Here is a 15,305-nt window from a genome sequence, read left to right on the forward strand (position 1 = left end):
CGGCGCGGCCGCCCGGGACGGCTCCCGGGCCGGTCCGCCGCGGCGCACGAACATCCTCGTGATCGGTGGCGGGCTCGCCGGGATCGCCGCCGCGGTCCGCTTCCGCCGCGAGGGGTGGGACGACTTCCTGGTCCTCGACCGGGGCGCCGAGGTCGGCGGCACGTGGCGCGACAACACCTATCCCGGCGCGGCGTGCGACGTGCCGTCGCACCTCTACTCCTACTCCTTCGCCCTGAATCCGGGCTGGAGCCGGTCCTTCTCCCCGCAACCGGAGATCCAGGAGTACATCACCCGCGTCGCGCGCCGCTACCGCATCGGGGACCGGCAGGTCCTGGGGTGCGAGGTGCTGAGCGCCCGCTGGGTCGAGGGCGACGCCGTGTGGGAGGTCGAGACCACCCGGGGGCGGTTCGTCGCCGACGTCCTGGTGGGTGCGTTCGGAGCGCTCTGCGAGCCTTCGCTGCCGGACATCCCGGGGATCCGCAGGTTCGCGGGGAAGGTCTTCCACTCCGCCCGGTGGGACCACGACAGCGACCTGGACGGCCGGAGGGTCGCGGTCATCGGCACGGGCGCGTCGGCGATCCAGATCGTGCCCGCCATCGCGCCGCGGGTCGCCGAACTCCACGTCTACCAGCGCACCGCCCCGTGGGTGCTGCCCCGCCTCGACCGGCGCTACTCCGCCTTCGAGCGCCTCGCGTGCCGGTACGTGCCCTTCTACCAGCGCCTGATGCGCGGCGGCATCTACTGGGCGCACGAGGCGCAGGCCATCGCCCTGGCGAAGAAGCCGGGCCTGATGCGGCCCGTCGGGCTGCTCGCGCGGGCGAAGCTGCGGCGCGAGGTGCCCGACCCGGTGCTGCGCCGGCGGCTCACCCCCGACTACCGCGCCGGGTGCAAGCGGCTCCTGCTGTCGAACACGTACTACCCCGCCTTCCGGGAGGAGCACGTCACGCTCGTCACGGAGGGCATCGCCGAGGTCCGCGAGAAGTCCGTGGTCACGACCGACGGGACCGTCCGCGACGTCGACGCCCTGGTCCTGGCCACCGGGTTCCAGGTGACCGACTCCCCCATGTACCGCAGGCTCTTCGGCCGGGACGGCCGGAGCCTGGGCGAGGTGTTCGACACCGTGGGACGCCAGTGCTACAAGGGCACGGCGATCGCGAACTTCCCCAACATGTTCCTGCTGGTCGGCCCGAACACCGGCCTCGGGCACAACTCGATGATCTTCATGATCGAATCCCAGGTCAACTACCTGGCAGGTGCGGTCGCGGCCATCAAGCGCGGGCGGTTGCGCTCGGTGGAGGTCCGCGCGTCGGCGCAGGAGGACTTCTCCCGGCTGTTGCAGCAGCGGCTGTCGCGGACCGTCTGGAACGTCGGCGGCTGCGCCAGCTGGTACCTGGACAAGCACGGCGCCAACACCACGATGTGGCCCGGTTTCTCGTACGGGTTCCGGCGGATCACGCGGAAGTTCGACATCGGCGCCTACCACGTCTCGACCGGAGGACCACAGTGACCAGGAAGCCGCACGACGTCAGCTTCAGCGGGAAGACCGTCGTCATCACCGGCGCGGGGTCGGGGATCGGCCGCGCGCTGGCCGTGCGCCTGGCGGGTCTCGGCGCCGACCTCGCCCTGTGCGACGTCGACGGCGACGGCGTCGAGGCGACCGCCGTGCGGTGCGAGGGCCTGGGGGGCCGGGTGCGGACCGACCGGCTCGACGTGACCGAGCGCCGGGCCGTCCTCGCGTACGCGCAGGAGATCCGCGCGCACTTCGGCACGGTCAACCAGGTGTACAACAACGCGGGCATCGCCTACTACGGCGAAGTGGAGCGGGAGTCGTTCAAGGACATCGAGCGCGTTCTCGACGTGAACTTCTGGGGCGTGGTGAACGTGACCAAGGCGTTCCTGCCCCACCTGATCGCGTCCGGTGACGGCCACGTCGTCAACGTCTCCAGCCTCTTCGGGCTGATCACCTATCCGGGGCAGAGCGCCTACAACGCCTCCAAGTTCGCGGTGCGCGGGTTCACCGAGTGCCTGCGCCAGGAGATGCTGCTGGCCCGGCACCCGGTCCGGGTGACCTGTGTGCACCCCGGCGGCATCAGGACCGCCGTCGCCCGCAACGCCACGGCCGCCGAGGGCATGGACGCGGCCCGCATCGCGCGCGCCTTCGACCGGCGCCTGGCGCTGCACAGCCCCGAGATGGCGGCCGACACCATCGTCGAGGGCGTCGCCGCGCACCGCGCGCGGGTCCTCATAGGCGCGGAGGCCAAGGCACTCGACCTGCTGGGGCGGATCAGCCCCACGGGCTCCCAGCGGTTCGGCACCTGGATGTCCCGCCTCATCAGGCTTGCCCCGCGCCCCGGGAGGACCGCGTGAAGGCCGTGCCGACGCTGCCCGTGCCGCTCGCGCGCGCGGTGCTGCACCCCTGGTTCCGCCTGGTCTTCCAGCACCGTCTGCCGTGGCGGGCGCAGCGCGTCCTGCTGGACCTCGTCGCCCGGGTGCAGCCGCTGCCCGCGGGCACCAAGGTCCACGCGCTGCGCCTCGGGAACCGGCCGGCCGAGCGGATCACCGTCGGGGCAGTCTCCGGGGCGGGGGCCGTGCTCTACCTGCACGGCGGCGGGCACACGGTGGGCTCGCCCGCCACGCACCGGTCCCTGGCCGCGCACCTGGCCCGCGAGATCCACCGGCCCGTCTACCTGCTCGACTACCGGCTCGCCCCGGAACACCCCTGCCCGGCGTCCACGACGGACGCGCTCGACGCGTTCGGGGCCCTGGTCGCCGTGGAGGGGCACGCCCCGGAGTCGATCGTCATCGGCGGCGATTCGGCGGGCGGCGGCATCGCCCTGGCGGCGGCGCAGCAGCTCGCCGCGGACCGGGGGCCCGGACCCGCGGCACTCGTCCTGATCTCCCCGTGGGTGGACCCCTCCCAGGTGGCCGACCGCGAGCGCGACCTGGTGATCAACCGCCGGTGGGCGCTCGCCTGCGCCGCCGCCCACCTCGGCGCGGGCGATCCGTCCGATCCCCGTTACGCCCCGCTCCTGGGGCCGTCGGCCGGACTGCCGCCGACCTACCTCCACACCAACACCCGTGAACTCCTGTACGCGCAGTGCCTGGACCTCGCGGTGTCCCTGCGGCGCGGCGGCGTCCCGTTGCGCTTCGCGGAGAGCGCCGTCCTGTGGCACGCGGCCCAGGCCCAGGCGGGGTTGGTCAGGGAGGCGGCCGAGTCGCTGCGCGACATCGGTGCGTTCCTGACGGCGAACTGGTCGCTCCAGCGGGCGTGATCCGCCGGGGCGCCGCCGTGCCGGGGGGGGCATTGTGCCGGGGGGCGCGCCGGGGGCGCTGTGCCGGGGGCGCTGTGCCGGGGGCGGGCCCTTTGCTCACGGTCCCGTCGGTGCCAGGCCCAGCTTCGCGGCCCACACCTCGGCGAGTCGCGATGCCATGCCCGGCGCCCGCAGCACCGGTGCGGGCGGGGCGAGGGGGATCGCGCCTGCCGCTGTGGACGGATCGGCCGCGGCCGCGGCGAGCAGGTCGCGGTAGCGGCGCGCGAACAGTCGTGCCGTGGCCGCGTCGGACGGCCCCTCGGCGTGGCGCAGCACGAGTTCCGTCGAGGTGGCGTCGAGGGACAGGACGCACCGCGGCCCCGGCGGACCGCCGCTCACGAGCAGTGCGGTGATCTCCGTGACCTCGACTCCGGGAAGGCTCGGCGGAACGGGTCTTCCCGTCACCCGGAAGGAGAACCGGACCGGTAGCGGGCCCGCGGCGTCGGCCTGCGGGTTCCCGTCCGTGACGTACGCGCCCAGCCTGGCGGCCTCGCGGAGGAGCAGCGCGGCGAAGGGTTCATGGGGGCGATAGGCGCTGTGCGGCGGCACGACCCGGTCGGCCGGTTCTGCCGCGTGCTCGTACGACGAGGGACCCTCGCCTCCGTCGAGCCGCACGAGGACGGTGGCATCCGCCGACCCCGGCCAGCGCGCGAGCAGCACTTCGAGCCCGGCGAGCAGGACCGCGGACCGGGGCACACCGCACCGGTCGGCCAGGGCGGCGGCCTTCGCGAGCACCACAGGATCCAGCCGGTGGCGGACCACAGCGGCGGTGGAAGGGTCGCGCGGACCGCGGTACGCCGGGGCGACCAGCAGGACGTGGTCCCGCGTCCCGAGCCGGAACAGTTCGGCGCGCTGTTGCCCCGGGGCGGTGGGGTCCGGTCCGGTGGCGGGGTCCGGTCCGGTGGCAGGGCGCGCGGCCAGCAGGGCGCGCAGCGCGTCCAGGTCGGGTACGTCGCGGGCGGTCAGGGTCAGGGGTGCGGAAGCGTCCTCGCACCGATGAGCGTCCTCGCGCCGACGGGTGTCCTCGCGCTCACGGGGGGCGAGCGCGTCGAGGGCCCGCGTCAGTGCGCCGGCGTCCAACTCGCCCTCAAGCCTCCAGGCCAGGACAGGCACGGTGGCGCTCCCTTCCGTCGGGCGGGGGCGTGGTCGCCGCTACTTGTCGGGGAGGTCGGCGGCCCGGCGTCGGGCGTCCGCGCGCACCGTCTCGTAGTACTCGGCGACCCGCTTGGAGATGTTGGCCGCGGTGTTCCTGGCGGCGGTGGCCACGAACGGCTCCAGGGACTTCTCGATGGCCCGGCCCGCGATCCCGCCGGGAAGCCGGAACTCGATGCGGAACTCGACCGTGCTGTGGGCGGCGTCGACGGCGGCGAAGTCGAACGTCGTGGAGGAGTCCATGCCGGCGACCGACTTGTAGGCGATGCGGGTGTTCTTCTCCCACTCGACCGTCTCGATGGTCGACTTCAGCGTGGAGGGTCCGATCTTGGAGACCGCCTCGTACATCGATCCGGGACCGTGGTCCAGGGCCCCGGCCGGTCGATAACTCTCCATCCCGTGCCAGTATTCGGTCACGTTCCGGTAGTCGTCGAGGTACTCGAAGGTAATGTCGAGGGGGGCATCGCAGGTCGCCGTGAAACGGACTTCGGTCATGGCGGGAATCCGTTCTGTGATCGATGATGAGGATGCGCGGAAGGAGCAGGATTCGAACCTGCGTGGGTGTGAACCCGACCGGGTTTCCCCGGTCCTCGTTAGGCCGCTTCGAGTACCCTTCCAGGGTTTTTCTCACACGATGTTCGTCACCCGGACCACGCTCCAGAGCGAGCGCGGCGATATCCCTCCGTCGAATGCGAAATACTCGGGCAGTACCGCTGTCGGGCACCACTTCGACTTGTATTCCAGCTGGCTCTTCGCGGGATACACGCGGTCTCCGTGGTCGGCCATGAGCCGGACGATCCGGGCGGCGGCCCGGCTGGCGGTCGGGAGCCGGTGCGCGTCGTCCAGGCCGGTGAACGGGGTGAAGCCGAAGTGCAGCCAGGGCGCCCCCAGCTCCCGTACGCGGTCGATGGCGTGGGAGTTGATCGCCTCCATGACGCCCGGCGGGCAGTCCGGGAGACGGCGGCTCAGGTCGTGCAGCCATCCCGGGCGCGAGCCGTAGGCGGGCGCGTAGGAGACGTACCCGACCGCGGTGCCGTCGATCTTCCCGACGAAGAGCTTGCGCAGCGGCTGCCAGGGGCCGCCGACCTCGCCGATGAGGAAGGTCAGCTCCTTGACGTGCCTGCCCTTCTCGCGCAGCCACCGCGCGTCGATCGCTCCGATGTCGTCGGCGAACTTCTCGGCGTCGACCTCGGACACCTCAAGTCCCGCGCGGTGTGCGCGGGAGATCTTGTTCCGCAGGCGTACGAACCGCTTCCCGCGGAGGCTGAAGTCGGTGAGTTCCACGGCGTAGGAGGCCCCGACCTGGTTCACGGTCAGGCCCAGCTCCGCGCAGAGTTCGGCGTCCTCGCGCTGCAGCTGGACCGCCACCACCCGGCGGCCGCTGCCGTGCGCGTGTTCGAGGAACCTGGCCTGTAGCTCCTTCCTGTGCGGGGCGTCGGTGAACGGCCCGCCGAACTGGATCCACCTGCGGCCGTGCGGCCGGTAGCAGACGAACCCTTCCAGACCGGCGGCGGTGAAGTATTCGTTGCCCCGGTTGAGGACGAGGAACGCGCTCGGATTGTCCGCATACAGCTCAAGGGCGGAAAGCGTCGCGCTGTGGACCCCCGGCTGTGTCGGATCGGGCACCTTCATGCTCTGTCCCCACGTTCGGCAATTCGTTGGAAAGAACGTTAGCGATGCCCTCTGACGCCCCGCCCACTTCACGGCCCACGGGGCGTCAGGGGCGTTTCAGAGCCGCCGCCAATACTTCGGCTACGCATCACCGACACAGGCGGCCGGACATCACATGGCCGCCGGAATCAAGATTGCGGAGGCCGCTCTTGACAGCGCACGCCGAGGCCCATCGCATACCTTCATTGAGCAGTTACGTACGCGGAAAGGACGTGGAGAGCGGCCGGTGGGTCTACGTGCTCTCGCCCCGTGCGGTCCTGGACGATTCGTTCGCAAGCCTCAGTCTCAAAAGGAAACTCGAGTCCGGCCGGATCTCTCCGGGCGAGGTACCCGCGGGCGTGATCGCCGGCCGGGTCGCCGAGGCCGACAGGGAGACCCAGCTGGACGCGCTGGCGGCGGCGGCCGAGGCGAGCCTGGTCTGGCGCGCGGTACCGCTCACGACGCGGTTCGACGCCTGGATGGAGCTGCTGCGCGCCGCGGTCCTGGAGCACGGGGACGAGCTCGTCCGGCTCCTGACCCTTGAGGGCCACCCCCTGGAACTCGCCAAGTGGGAGATCTCCGGGATGCGCGAGCTGACGCGGAGCGAGACGACCGACTACCTGCGCGGGCAGCTGTGGCAGGAGTTCTCCGTCGACGGCCGCCGCAACATCGTCCGCCGCCAGGCCGACGGCGTCGTGTGCATCGCGCCGCCCGCGAACGCCCCGCTGGTCAGCGCGCTCCTGGGCACCATGTGCATTCCGGGGGGCAACGCGGCCGTGGTCCGCGCGCCGCGCACCGCGCCGTACGGGGTCACCCACGCGCTGCGCCGCCTGATCGTCCCGATCCTCGACGAGATCGGCGCCCCGCCGGGCCTGCTCAACATCGTGTGCGGGCACCCGGGTCCGATGCTGGACGACTGGATCGACAGTCCGCACGTCAACGACATCATGTACTTCGGCGACGTCCCCAACGGCCTGAAGCTGGAGGGCAGGTGCGTCGAGGCCGGCAAGAAGCCGATCCTCGAACTGGCCGGCAACGACGTGGTCCTGGTCTGGAAGGACGCGGACCTCGACCGGGCCGCCGACGCCCTCACGGAGAGCTTCTACGGCTCCGGGCAGCTGTGCATGATCCCCAATCAGGCGGTGGTCCACCCGGACGTGGCGGACGACCTGATAGCCCGCCTCGTGCGGCGGGCGAAGGCACTGCGCCCCGGCTACCCGGACGAGCCGGGCGTGCTCCTGTCACCGGTGCTGCGGCACGACAGGTTCAACGACTTCCTGGCCGATGCCGTCGAGCACGGCGCGACCGTCGTCACCGGCGGCAACGGCATGCAGATCGACGGGGAACGGGACAGCTCCGGGTTCTTCCTCGAACCGACGGTCCTGCGGATCGACGGCCTGGGTGACGCACGCGCGTCGAACGTGGTCAAGCACGAGACGTTCTTCCCCCTGCTGCCGGTCGTCGTCCCCGAACCCGCCGACGACGAGACCCTGCTCGACGGCTTCGTCGACTTCGTCAACACGAACCTCTACGGGCTGCGCAACTCGCTGTGGGCGGGCGACGAGCAGGTGATCGACAGGTTCGTCGCCGAGACGGTCAAGGGCGGACTCCTCAAGGTCAACGACTCGCACATCGCCTTCACCGCCCCGCTGCCCTCCCACGGGGGCACCGGACTGACCGGCGGCGCCTTCGGCGAGGCCAACTACCCCGTCCTGAGGACCACGCACGTCCAAGGAGTTTCCATCGTCGCTCACGGTTCCCCCCGGGCGCCGCGGGCGAAGCGGGAGGAGGAGCGCGATGCGCACTCTTGACGAAGCACGGGCGGTCTGCGAGAAGCACCTCCCCGGCCTCCTGTCCGAACTGGCCCGGATCCCCCTCGCCGAGCTGGAGAAGCCGGGCAACCGCGGCCTGGAGCTCTTCCGGGCGAGCGGCGGGCCCGCCCTGGTCATCCCGAAGGCGTACGCGGGCTCCGGCGCGTCCCCGCTGGAGGCGATCCAGGTCACCCGGGCGATCGGGGCGGCGGCCCCGTCCCTGGCCGTGGCGTCGACGATGCACCACTTCTCGGTGGCGACCGTCTTCACCCTCGCCGAGAGCCTGCGGTCCAGCGGCGTCGAATGGGCGCTGCTGGAGGGGATCGCCGGGCAGAACCTGCTGGTGTCCTCCGGGTTCGCCGAGGGGAACCCGGGGCAGGGCATCCTGTCCCCCACCGTCGGCGGCGTGCGCAAGGACGGCGGCATCGTCGTCAACGGGTCCAAGCGTCCCTGCAGCATCTCGCGGTCCATGGACCTGCTGTCGGCCAGCGTCTCGGTGCCCGCCGACGGCGGCGGCTCCGAGACGGTCCTGATGCTCATCCCGGCGGACACCCCCGGCGTCTCCGTCCACCCGTTCTGGGGCAGCAACGTGCTGGCCGGCGCGGAGAGCGACGAAGTCCGGCTGACCGACGTCTTCGTCGACGAGCGGCTGGTCGTCCCCCTCGACACCGGTGAGCGGGGCGAGCTCGACGAGTTGCAGACCGTCGGGTTCATGTGGTTCGAGATGCTGATCACCTCCTGCTACCTGGGCATGGCGAGCGCTCTGGTGGAACGGGCGCTGGCGAGCGGGAAGCTCGGCGCGGGGCAGGTGGCGGACCTGGGCATCCGCATCGAGACGGCGGCGCAGCTGCTGGAGGGGATCGCCCGGCAGCTGATGGCGAAGGAAGGCGACAACGCGGCCCTCACCAAGGCCATGATCGCCCGGTACGGCGCCCAGGAAGCGATCGTCGACGCCTCGAAGAGGGCGGTCGAGGCGCTGGGCGGAATGGCCTTCATCGCCTCGCCGGACGTGGCGTACCTCGGTGCGGCCTGCCACTGCGTGAGCTTCCACCCGCCCTCCAGGCCCAGCACCAGCGGGGCCCTCGCCGCGAACTTCTCCGGCGACGTACTCAGGTTCGAGTGAGGTATCGGATGCCCGGGAACACAGCGTTGGACAACACCCCCGTGACGGACGGCGGGCGGGTGGCCGCGGCCTACCGGCGCAGCATGAGTTCGGGCCGCGCCCGGCTGGCCGAGGTGCTGGGCGGCCACGTGGAGGTGGAATCGTCCGGTGCCTGGCTCACCACCGCCGAGGGGCACCGGTTCCTCAACGTCGGGGGGTACGGGGTGTTCATCACCGGTGCCCGCCATCCCACCGTCGTGCGCGAGGTGGAGCGCCAGTTGCGGGCGCACCCCATCGGCACCCGGATCTTCCTGGACCCCGCGGCGGCGCGGGCCGCGGAGCTGCTGACGTCGGTGACGCCCCCCGGGCTGGAGCGCGTGCACTTCTCGGGCTCGGGGACGGAGGCCGTGGAGGCGGCGATCAAGCTCGCGCGCCTCAACGGGCGGCACCGTCTGGTGTCGATGACCGGCGGGTACCACGGCAAGACCATGGGCGCCCTGTCGCTCACCGCCCGGGAGACCTTCCAGCGGCCCTTCCGGCCCCTGCTCCCCGACGTGGAGCACGTCCCGTTCGGGGACGCGGCCGCGCTGGCGGAGGTGCTGGGCCGGCATCCGGGCGAGGCGTGCGTGGTCGTCGAACCGGTGCAGGGCGAGGGCGGCGTGGTGATCCCGCCGCCGGGCTACCTGCGGGCCGTCCGCGCGGCGTGCACCGAACACGGTGCGCTGCTGGTCGTGGACGAGGTGCAGACGGGCCTCGGCAGGCTCGGGGCGTGGTGGGGGTGCGACGCCGAGGGCGTCAGTCCCGACGTCCTCCTCTCGGGCAAGGCGCTCGGCGGCGCGGTGCTGCCGGTCGCCGCGACCGTCGCGACCCAGGAGGTCTTCGGCGTACTCGACCGGGACCCGATCCTGCACACCTCGACGTTCTCGGCGGCGCCGATCGCGATGGCCGCGGTGAGCGGGGCGGTCCTGGCCATCCGGGAGGACGGTCTGGTCGAGCGGGCCGCCGCCCTGGGCGCCCGGCTGACACCGGAGTTGGAGCGGATCGTCGCCGCCCGCCTGCCGCACCATCCGTGCGAGGTGCGCGGGGCCGGTCTGCTGATCGGAATCGAGTTCGCGGACCCCGCGATGGCGGCGGACCTCTTCATGGCGCTCGTCACGCACGGCGTCATCGCGAACCTGTCGCTCAACTCGGACCACGTCGTGCGCCTCACGCCGCCCGCGACGATGACCGATTCCGACGTGGCGTTCCTTTTCGAGCGGTTCGAGCGGGCGGCCGTGACGGTCGCCGAGCGGAACCCCGAGTACGAGGTGCTGGCAGATGCGTAGCCTGGAACTGAAACTCCGGTCGTCCGCCGCGGACGCGGACCTCGCGTACCGGCGCATCACCGACTTCGAGAAGTACCCGGAGTTCGTGGACGAGGTGCGCTCGGTGGTCGTCCAGGGCGACAAGGACGACGAGCCGCTCGTCAGCGAGTGGGACATCCTCTTCCGCAACGGTCCCCTGCGCTGGTCCGAGGTGGACTACTTCCAGCCCGACCTGCGCCGGATCGTCTTCGAGCAGACCACGGGCGACTTCGAGGTCTTCCGCGGCTCCTGGCAGGTGGATCCCGTCGCGGGCGGTTGCGAGGTGACCTTCGAGGCCACCTTCGACTTCGGCATCCCCAGCCTGGCGGGCGTGCTCGACCCCATCGCGACGAAGGTCCTCAAGGAGGCGATAGCCACCATCGTCCACCGGCTGCTCGGGGAGGCGCACGTGGTCGACGACCCGGCGACCGCCAGGGCGTTGGTCGCGCGGCTCGGCGCGCGGCACGTGTCCGACGCCGCCCCCGCGGCGTGAGGGGAGGGCGGCCATGGACCACGTGAACCGTTTCGAGAGCAGGGTGACCTTCCGGCTGCTGCGCCTCGAATACGGCGTCGCGCTCCTCGCGTGTGCGGTCCTCTTCCTCCTGCACCTGTCCGAGGTGCGCTGGTGGGCCGCGGTGCTGCTCTTCCTCTACATCGACCTGATCGGCTACCTCCCGGGGGCGGTCGCGTTCCGGCGTTCGGGCGACGGCCGCATTCCCCGGGTCTACTACGTCCTCTACAACACCATGCACAGCTTCCTCACGCACGCCGTCGTGCTCGGTGTCTGGGCCGCTGCCTGGGGCCCGGAGTGGGCCTTCCTCGCCGTACCGATCCACCTGTGCGGCGACCGCGCGCTGTTCGGGAACTTCCTGAAGTCCTTCGCGGTGCGGTTCGAGCCGGTGGCGGTCCCGGCGTTCGTGGAGTTCGAGAAGCGTGTCGTCGCGCAGAGCGGCGCGGAACGTCCGACACCCGCACGGGTCTGAGGTGAGGAACACATGTCCCAGAGCAGTGAACGCCCGATCATCATCGGCGCGGGGCCCGGCGGCCTCGCGGTGGCCTGGACGCTGAAGGAGGCAGGTCTCGACCCCCTGCTCATCGACCGGGAGAGGCACGCCTGCTCCAGCTGGCACAGCTACTATCCGTCGCTGCGGATGAACTCGTGGCGCCGGCTGAGTTCGCTGCCGGGCATGCGGCTCTCCGCGGAGTTCGGCCCGTGGCCGATGCGCAACGACTTCCTCACGTACATGAAGAAGTACGTCGAGGTCCTCGACCCGGACGTCCTGTACGAGACCGACGTCCACCGGGTCGACCGGGAAGCGGGCCGGTGGACCGTCCGCACCTCGGGCGAAGAGCTGTCCGCGCGGAACGTCGTCGTCGCCACCGGGCTGCACCGCAAGCCCTTCGTGCCGGACTGGCCGGGACTGGACGGCTTCGAGGGGGAGTTCCTGCACGCGCGGTCCTACACCGTGCCCGATCCCTACGTGGGCAAGGACGTCCTGGTGGTCGGCTGCGGACCGACGGGGATCGACATCGCCGTGGCCGCGGCGAACGCCGGTGCGTCCCGGGTCCGCATGTCGATACGCAACATGCCGGTGCTGTTCAAGCTGAGCCCGACCACGTCCCTGCTGTGCCAGGCCATCAAGCACGGTCCGCTGCCCGACGCGCTGGTCAACCGGGCCAGTCTGCTGATGCACAAGATGCAGTGGGGCGACCTGTCGGCCTACGGTCTGGCCGCGCCGAAGGAGGGCACGATGGCCGGCGTGGCCCGCATCGGGCACTCGTACGGGGCGATCGACCGCGGGCTGATCCCCGCCGTCAGGGAAGGGGCGATCGAGATCGTCCCGGGCGTCACCGGCTTCGACCGCAAGGCCGTGCTGCTGGAGGGCGGTACGAGCATCAAGCCCGACGTCGTCATCGCCTCGACCGGGCAACGGCCCGACATGGAGGGCTTCCTGGGGCACCTCGGTGTGCTGGCGCAGCCCGGCGGACGGCCGGTCGTCCACGGCGGGAAGACCGCGCCGCACGCGCCGGGCCTGTACTTCCAGGGCTACCGGCTGCCGCCCGGCCAGCTGCCCGACATGGCGACCGACGCGCGGGCGATCACCCGGGCCATCACCGGTACCCGGCGGTTCGCGCTCGCGGGCCTGCGGCAGGGGCGCCGATGAACGCGACCGGTACCTCCTGGGCGGGCAGCGCGCACCTCACTCCGCGCCCCCGCCTGTACGGCACCCGCCGCTGCGACGTCGCCGTCGTCGGAGCGGGGCTGACCGGTCTGGCCACCGCGGTGGAGCTGCTCGAACTCGATCCCGACCTGCGGGTGGTCGTGGTGGAGGCGGACCACGTGGCATCGGGGGCGAGCGGCCGGGGCACCGGGCTGCTCGGGCCGAGGATCGGGCCGGAGCTGAGCGTCGCCCGCAGGCGGTACGGCGACGACGTGGCGCGGGCCTCGCACCTGTGGTCGATCGCGGCGGTGCGGCACGTACTCGCGCTGGTGCGGCGCCACCGCATCGCCTGCGACCTGACCCCGGGCAGTCAACTCGTCGTCGCCCGCGGGGAGGAGGCCGCCGGCGAGCAGTTGCGCGAGGCCGACGCGGCGGACGCGCTCGGCCTTCCCGTCTCGCTGGTCGGGCGGGACGAACTGCCCGCCGTGGCGGCCGGCTACGCGGGCGCGCTGCGCTACCCCGACGCCGCGACGCTGGATCCGGCGGCGCTCACCACGCAGCTCGCCCGGATCGGCGAGCAGCGCGGGCTGACCGTCTTCGAGCGCAGCCCCGTGCGCGGCCTGCGGCGGGGGCTGCTGTGCACGCTGTCGACCGACGACGGCGAGATCGTCGCCGATCACGTCGTGCTGGCGGTGAACGCGTTCGGTGCGACGCCGGGGGCGCCGACGGGAGTGGTCGGCCTGCGGGTGCAGGCCGGGGTGACCGGGAAGCTCTCCTCCGAGGCGCTCGCGGCGCTGGACGGGCTGCGCACGGAGCCGCTGATCGAGCGGGGGGAGCTGTCGCCGTACTTCCGGCTCACGCCCGACGGGCGGGTCATGGTCGGCGGCGGAGCGGTGCGGCGCGGCCCCCGCGGTTCCCGCGCGCCGGTTCCCGGCCTGCTCCAGGATGCCGTGCGGGCCCTGTCCCCGGTGCTCGCCGACGTCGAGATCGAATCCTCCTGGGCGGGTCCGATCGGCATGACCCGCGACGGCTTTCCGGTCGTCGGCGCCCACCGCGACGACCCCGGGCTGCACCACGTCGGGGGGTGCAACGGGCACGGGCTCGCGATCTCCGCGTACCACGGTGCGCGGCTGGCGCGCCAGATCTTCGAGGGGGACGGGGACGACCTGTCGTTCGCCCTGCCGTGGATGCGGCCGAAGGCCCCGTGGATGCCCCGGGGGCGCCTCGTGGACCGGGTGCTCGACCGCTACCTGGCGCACCTGACGGCCGAGGCCGGCCGGCCGTACGCCCCGGGCCCCGGCCCGGCCGGGCCGGGCGGCCGCGCATGAAGGACGGAGAGACCCGCATGAGCAGCGTCGGACGCGACACCACGAGCGCCAACGAGCGGTTGGCGTCGTCGGCTTCGATCAGCGCCGTGTCGATCACCGATTCGATGGGCCGGATGCCTCCGGGACCCTCGGAATCCGTGCTGAGGCAGACGATCCGCTTCCGGCGGGGGCGCCAGCACTACCTGCCGCGGATGCACGACCGGTTCGGGGACGTCGTCACCCTGCGGGTGGTGCCCGGCGGCCCGTTCGTCATCCTGCGCGACCCCGAGCACATCAAGGAGGTCTTCCGGGGCGCACCGGAGGTCTTCCACGCGGGCGAGGGGAACTCGCTCCTCGTACCGATCGTCGGGCGGCATTCGCTGCTGACCCTCGACGCTCCCGACCACAAGCCCGCGCGCAAACGGATGATGCCGCCGTTCCACCACGACCGCATCGCCGCGCTGACCGCGACGATGCGGGAGATCGCCGAACAGGAGGCACTCAGCTGGCCGGTGGGCGAGCCGGTGAAGTTCCTGGAGCGGGCCTACGCGCTCACGTTGAAGATCATGGTGCGGGTGGTGTTCGGCGTCGACGACCTGCGACGCGCGGACGAGCTGAGCCGCGCCCTGCGCCAGGTGTCCGACATCGGACTGTCGGACATCCTGGTGTGGATCCGCCCGGAGCTCGGCAAGGTCTGGCCGTGGCGCAACGTGGTGCGCAACCTCGAACACGCCGACGCCCTGATCTACGCGGAGATCGCCGCACGCAGGCGCGACCCCGGGCGTTCGGACCGCACCGACGTCCTGTCGATGCTGGTGGAGAGCGAGACGGACGACGAGGTCGTACGGGACGAGGTCATGACCTTGCTCGTGGCGGGGCACGAGACGACCGCGGTCGCGCTCGCCTGGCTCTTCGAGCGCCTGCTGCGCCATCCGAAGGTCCTGGCGCGGGTGCGCGAGGGCCTCGACGATCCCAAGGACGCGTACCGCACGGCGGTCTTCAAGGAGGCCCTGCGGGTCCGGCCGGTGATCCACAACGTGGCCCGGCGGCTGACGGAGCCGATCGAGCTGGGCGGCTACCGGCTTCCGGCCGGAGTCGCGGTGCTGCCGTCCGTCGGCGCCGTGCAGATGGATCCGCGCCTGTGGGGCGCCGACGCGCGGCGGTTCCGGCCGGAGCGCTGGCTGGAGGGCAGCACGCCGCAGAACGCCTGGATCCCGTTCGGCGGTGGCGTACGCCGCTGCATCGGCGCCGTGTTCGCCCAGGTCGAGGTCGAGACCGTGCTGGCGGGGGTGTTGCGGGCCGTGGAGCTGAGGGCCGTCGATCCCCGTGACGAGGGCAGCTCCATGCGTCACATCACCATGATCCCCAAGCAGGGCTCGCGCGTCGGTGTCGTGCGCAGGCTGAGGCCGTAGTGCGCGGGCCGACCGTGGTGCGCAGGCCGAGGCCGTAGGTCCGGTCCGACCGGGA

The 15,305-nt window shown here is 72.1% G+C and carries 14 protein-coding genes and 1 tRNA gene; 11 read left to right on the forward strand and 4 right to left on the reverse strand.

The window, feature by feature from the left end; all coding sequences use genetic code 11:
• Window positions 1–58 precede the first annotated feature (58 nt).
• From ACIBNE_RS33605 to ACIBNE_RS33615, 3 genes are read left to right on the forward strand one after another with little or no spacing between them, the layout of a single operon-like run.
• Entirely contained in the window at window positions 59–1,507 is a 1,449-nt protein-coding gene (locus tag ACIBNE_RS33605; RefSeq protein WP_399278409.1) for a flavin-containing monooxygenase, read from the forward strand.
• Complete coding sequence (locus ACIBNE_RS33610) at window positions 1,504–2,367, forward strand: SDR family NAD(P)-dependent oxidoreductase (RefSeq protein ID WP_399278411.1); 864 nt, start codon at window positions 1,504–1,506, stop codon at window positions 2,365–2,367. The genes ACIBNE_RS33605 and ACIBNE_RS33610 overlap by 4 nt, the downstream gene beginning before the upstream one ends.
• Window positions 2,364–3,272, forward strand: a complete 909-nt coding sequence (locus ACIBNE_RS33615; RefSeq protein WP_399278413.1) for an alpha/beta hydrolase fold domain-containing protein — start codon at window positions 2,364–2,366, stop codon at window positions 3,270–3,272. The genes ACIBNE_RS33610 and ACIBNE_RS33615 overlap by 4 nt, the downstream gene beginning before the upstream one ends.
• Window positions 3,273–3,368: 96 nt before the next feature.
• Here ACIBNE_RS33615 and ACIBNE_RS33620 read toward each other — a convergent pair whose 3' ends face one another.
• The 4 genes from ACIBNE_RS33620 to ACIBNE_RS33635 all read right to left on the reverse strand — a co-directional run bounded on the left by ACIBNE_RS33620 (window position 3,369) and on the right by ACIBNE_RS33635 (window position 6,095).
• On the reverse strand, window positions 3,369–4,424 hold the full coding sequence (locus ACIBNE_RS33620) for a hypothetical protein (protein WP_399278415.1): 1,056 nt from the start codon (window positions 4,422–4,424) through the stop codon (window positions 3,369–3,371).
• Window positions 4,425–4,463: 39 nt separating this feature from the next.
• Complete coding sequence (locus ACIBNE_RS33625) at window positions 4,464–4,958, reverse strand: SRPBCC family protein (RefSeq protein WP_399278417.1); 495 nt, start codon at window positions 4,956–4,958, stop codon at window positions 4,464–4,466.
• A 37-nt stretch (window positions 4,959–4,995) separates the two neighbouring features.
• A tRNA-Phe gene (locus tag ACIBNE_RS33630) sits at window positions 4,996–5,080 on the reverse strand.
• A 10-nt stretch (window positions 5,081–5,090) separates the two neighbouring features.
• On the reverse strand, window positions 5,091–6,095 hold the full coding sequence (locus ACIBNE_RS33635; protein WP_399278419.1) for a bifunctional lysylphosphatidylglycerol flippase/synthetase MprF: 1,005 nt from the start codon (window positions 6,093–6,095) through the stop codon (window positions 5,091–5,093).
• A 377-nt stretch (window positions 6,096–6,472) separates the two neighbouring features.
• Here ACIBNE_RS33635 and ACIBNE_RS33640 point away from each other — a divergent pair, with 377 nt between their 5' ends.
• Genes ACIBNE_RS33640 through ACIBNE_RS33675 form a run of 8 tightly spaced genes read left to right on the forward strand, consistent with a single transcriptional unit; the run spans window position 6,473 to window position 15,250 of the window.
• Window positions 6,473–7,924: an aldehyde dehydrogenase family protein gene (locus tag ACIBNE_RS33640; protein WP_399278421.1), complete on the forward strand. Its 1,452-nt coding sequence runs from the start codon at window positions 6,473–6,475 to the stop codon at window positions 7,922–7,924.
• Window positions 7,911–9,047 (forward strand): acyl-CoA dehydrogenase, encoded by a 1,137-nt coding sequence (locus ACIBNE_RS33645; protein WP_399278423.1) that lies wholly within the window; start codon window positions 7,911–7,913, stop codon window positions 9,045–9,047. Before ACIBNE_RS33640 ends, ACIBNE_RS33645 begins: the two co-directional genes overlap by 14 nt.
• An 8-nt stretch (window positions 9,048–9,055) precedes the next feature.
• Window positions 9,056–10,351, forward strand: coding sequence for an aspartate aminotransferase family protein (locus ACIBNE_RS33650; RefSeq protein ID WP_399278425.1), 1,296 nt, complete (start codon window positions 9,056–9,058; stop codon window positions 10,349–10,351).
• A complete protein-coding gene (locus ACIBNE_RS33655) occupies window positions 10,344–10,862 on the forward strand; it encodes a type II toxin-antitoxin system RatA family toxin (RefSeq protein WP_399278427.1) in 519 nt (172 codons plus the stop codon). The genes ACIBNE_RS33650 and ACIBNE_RS33655 overlap by 8 nt, the downstream gene beginning before the upstream one ends.
• 13 nt (window positions 10,863–10,875) lie before the next feature.
• Window positions 10,876–11,352, forward strand: a complete 477-nt coding sequence (locus tag ACIBNE_RS33660) for a hypothetical protein (protein WP_399278429.1) — start codon at window positions 10,876–10,878, stop codon at window positions 11,350–11,352.
• A 12-nt stretch (window positions 11,353–11,364) separates the two neighbouring features.
• Window positions 11,365–12,534 carry a flavin-containing monooxygenase gene (locus ACIBNE_RS33665; protein WP_399278431.1) on the forward strand — a complete coding sequence of 390 codons (1,170 nt, stop codon included), beginning with the start codon at window positions 11,365–11,367 and terminating at the stop codon, window positions 12,532–12,534.
• Window positions 12,531–13,859 (forward strand): NAD(P)/FAD-dependent oxidoreductase, encoded by a 1,329-nt coding sequence (locus ACIBNE_RS33670; RefSeq protein ID WP_399278433.1) that lies wholly within the window; start codon window positions 12,531–12,533, stop codon window positions 13,857–13,859. The genes ACIBNE_RS33665 and ACIBNE_RS33670 overlap by 4 nt, the downstream gene beginning before the upstream one ends.
• A gap of 17 nt (window positions 13,860–13,876) precedes the next feature.
• Window positions 13,877–15,250, forward strand: a complete 1,374-nt coding sequence (locus ACIBNE_RS33675) for a cytochrome P450 (protein ID WP_399278435.1) — start codon at window positions 13,877–13,879, stop codon at window positions 15,248–15,250.
• The last annotated feature ends 55 nt before the right edge of the window (window positions 15,251–15,305 follow it).

The sequence above is a fragment of the Streptomyces sp. NPDC050504 genome (assembly GCF_044458065.1).
In the GTDB taxonomy this organism is placed as follows: Bacteria; Actinomycetota; Actinomycetes; order Streptomycetales; family Streptomycetaceae; genus Streptomyces.

What these genes read in the sequence shown, in the direction of transcription:
- ACIBNE_RS33625 (WP_399278417.1), bottom strand. Translation starts at nt 4,958, where the DNA reads ATGACCGAAGTCCGTTTCACGGCGACCTGCGATGCCCCCCTCGACATT.
- ACIBNE_RS33635 (WP_399278419.1), bottom strand. Translation starts at nt 6,095, where the DNA reads ATGAAGGTGCCCGATCCGACACAGCCGGGGGTCCACAGCGCGACGCTT.
- ACIBNE_RS33645 (WP_399278423.1), top strand. Translation starts at nt 7,911, where the DNA reads ATGCGCACTCTTGACGAAGCACGGGCGGTCTGCGAGAAGCACCTCCCC.
- ACIBNE_RS33650 (WP_399278425.1), top strand. Translation starts at nt 9,056, where the DNA reads ATGCCCGGGAACACAGCGTTGGACAACACCCCCGTGACGGACGGCGGG.
- ACIBNE_RS33655 (WP_399278427.1), top strand. Translation starts at nt 10,344, where the DNA reads ATGCGTAGCCTGGAACTGAAACTCCGGTCGTCCGCCGCGGACGCGGAC.
- ACIBNE_RS33660 (WP_399278429.1), top strand. Translation starts at nt 10,876, where the DNA reads ATGGACCACGTGAACCGTTTCGAGAGCAGGGTGACCTTCCGGCTGCTG.
- ACIBNE_RS33665 (WP_399278431.1), top strand. Translation starts at nt 11,365, where the DNA reads ATGTCCCAGAGCAGTGAACGCCCGATCATCATCGGCGCGGGGCCCGGC.
- ACIBNE_RS33670 (WP_399278433.1), top strand. Translation starts at nt 12,531, where the DNA reads ATGAACGCGACCGGTACCTCCTGGGCGGGCAGCGCGCACCTCACTCCG.
- ACIBNE_RS33675 (WP_399278435.1), top strand. Translation starts at nt 13,877, where the DNA reads ATGAGCAGCGTCGGACGCGACACCACGAGCGCCAACGAGCGGTTGGCG.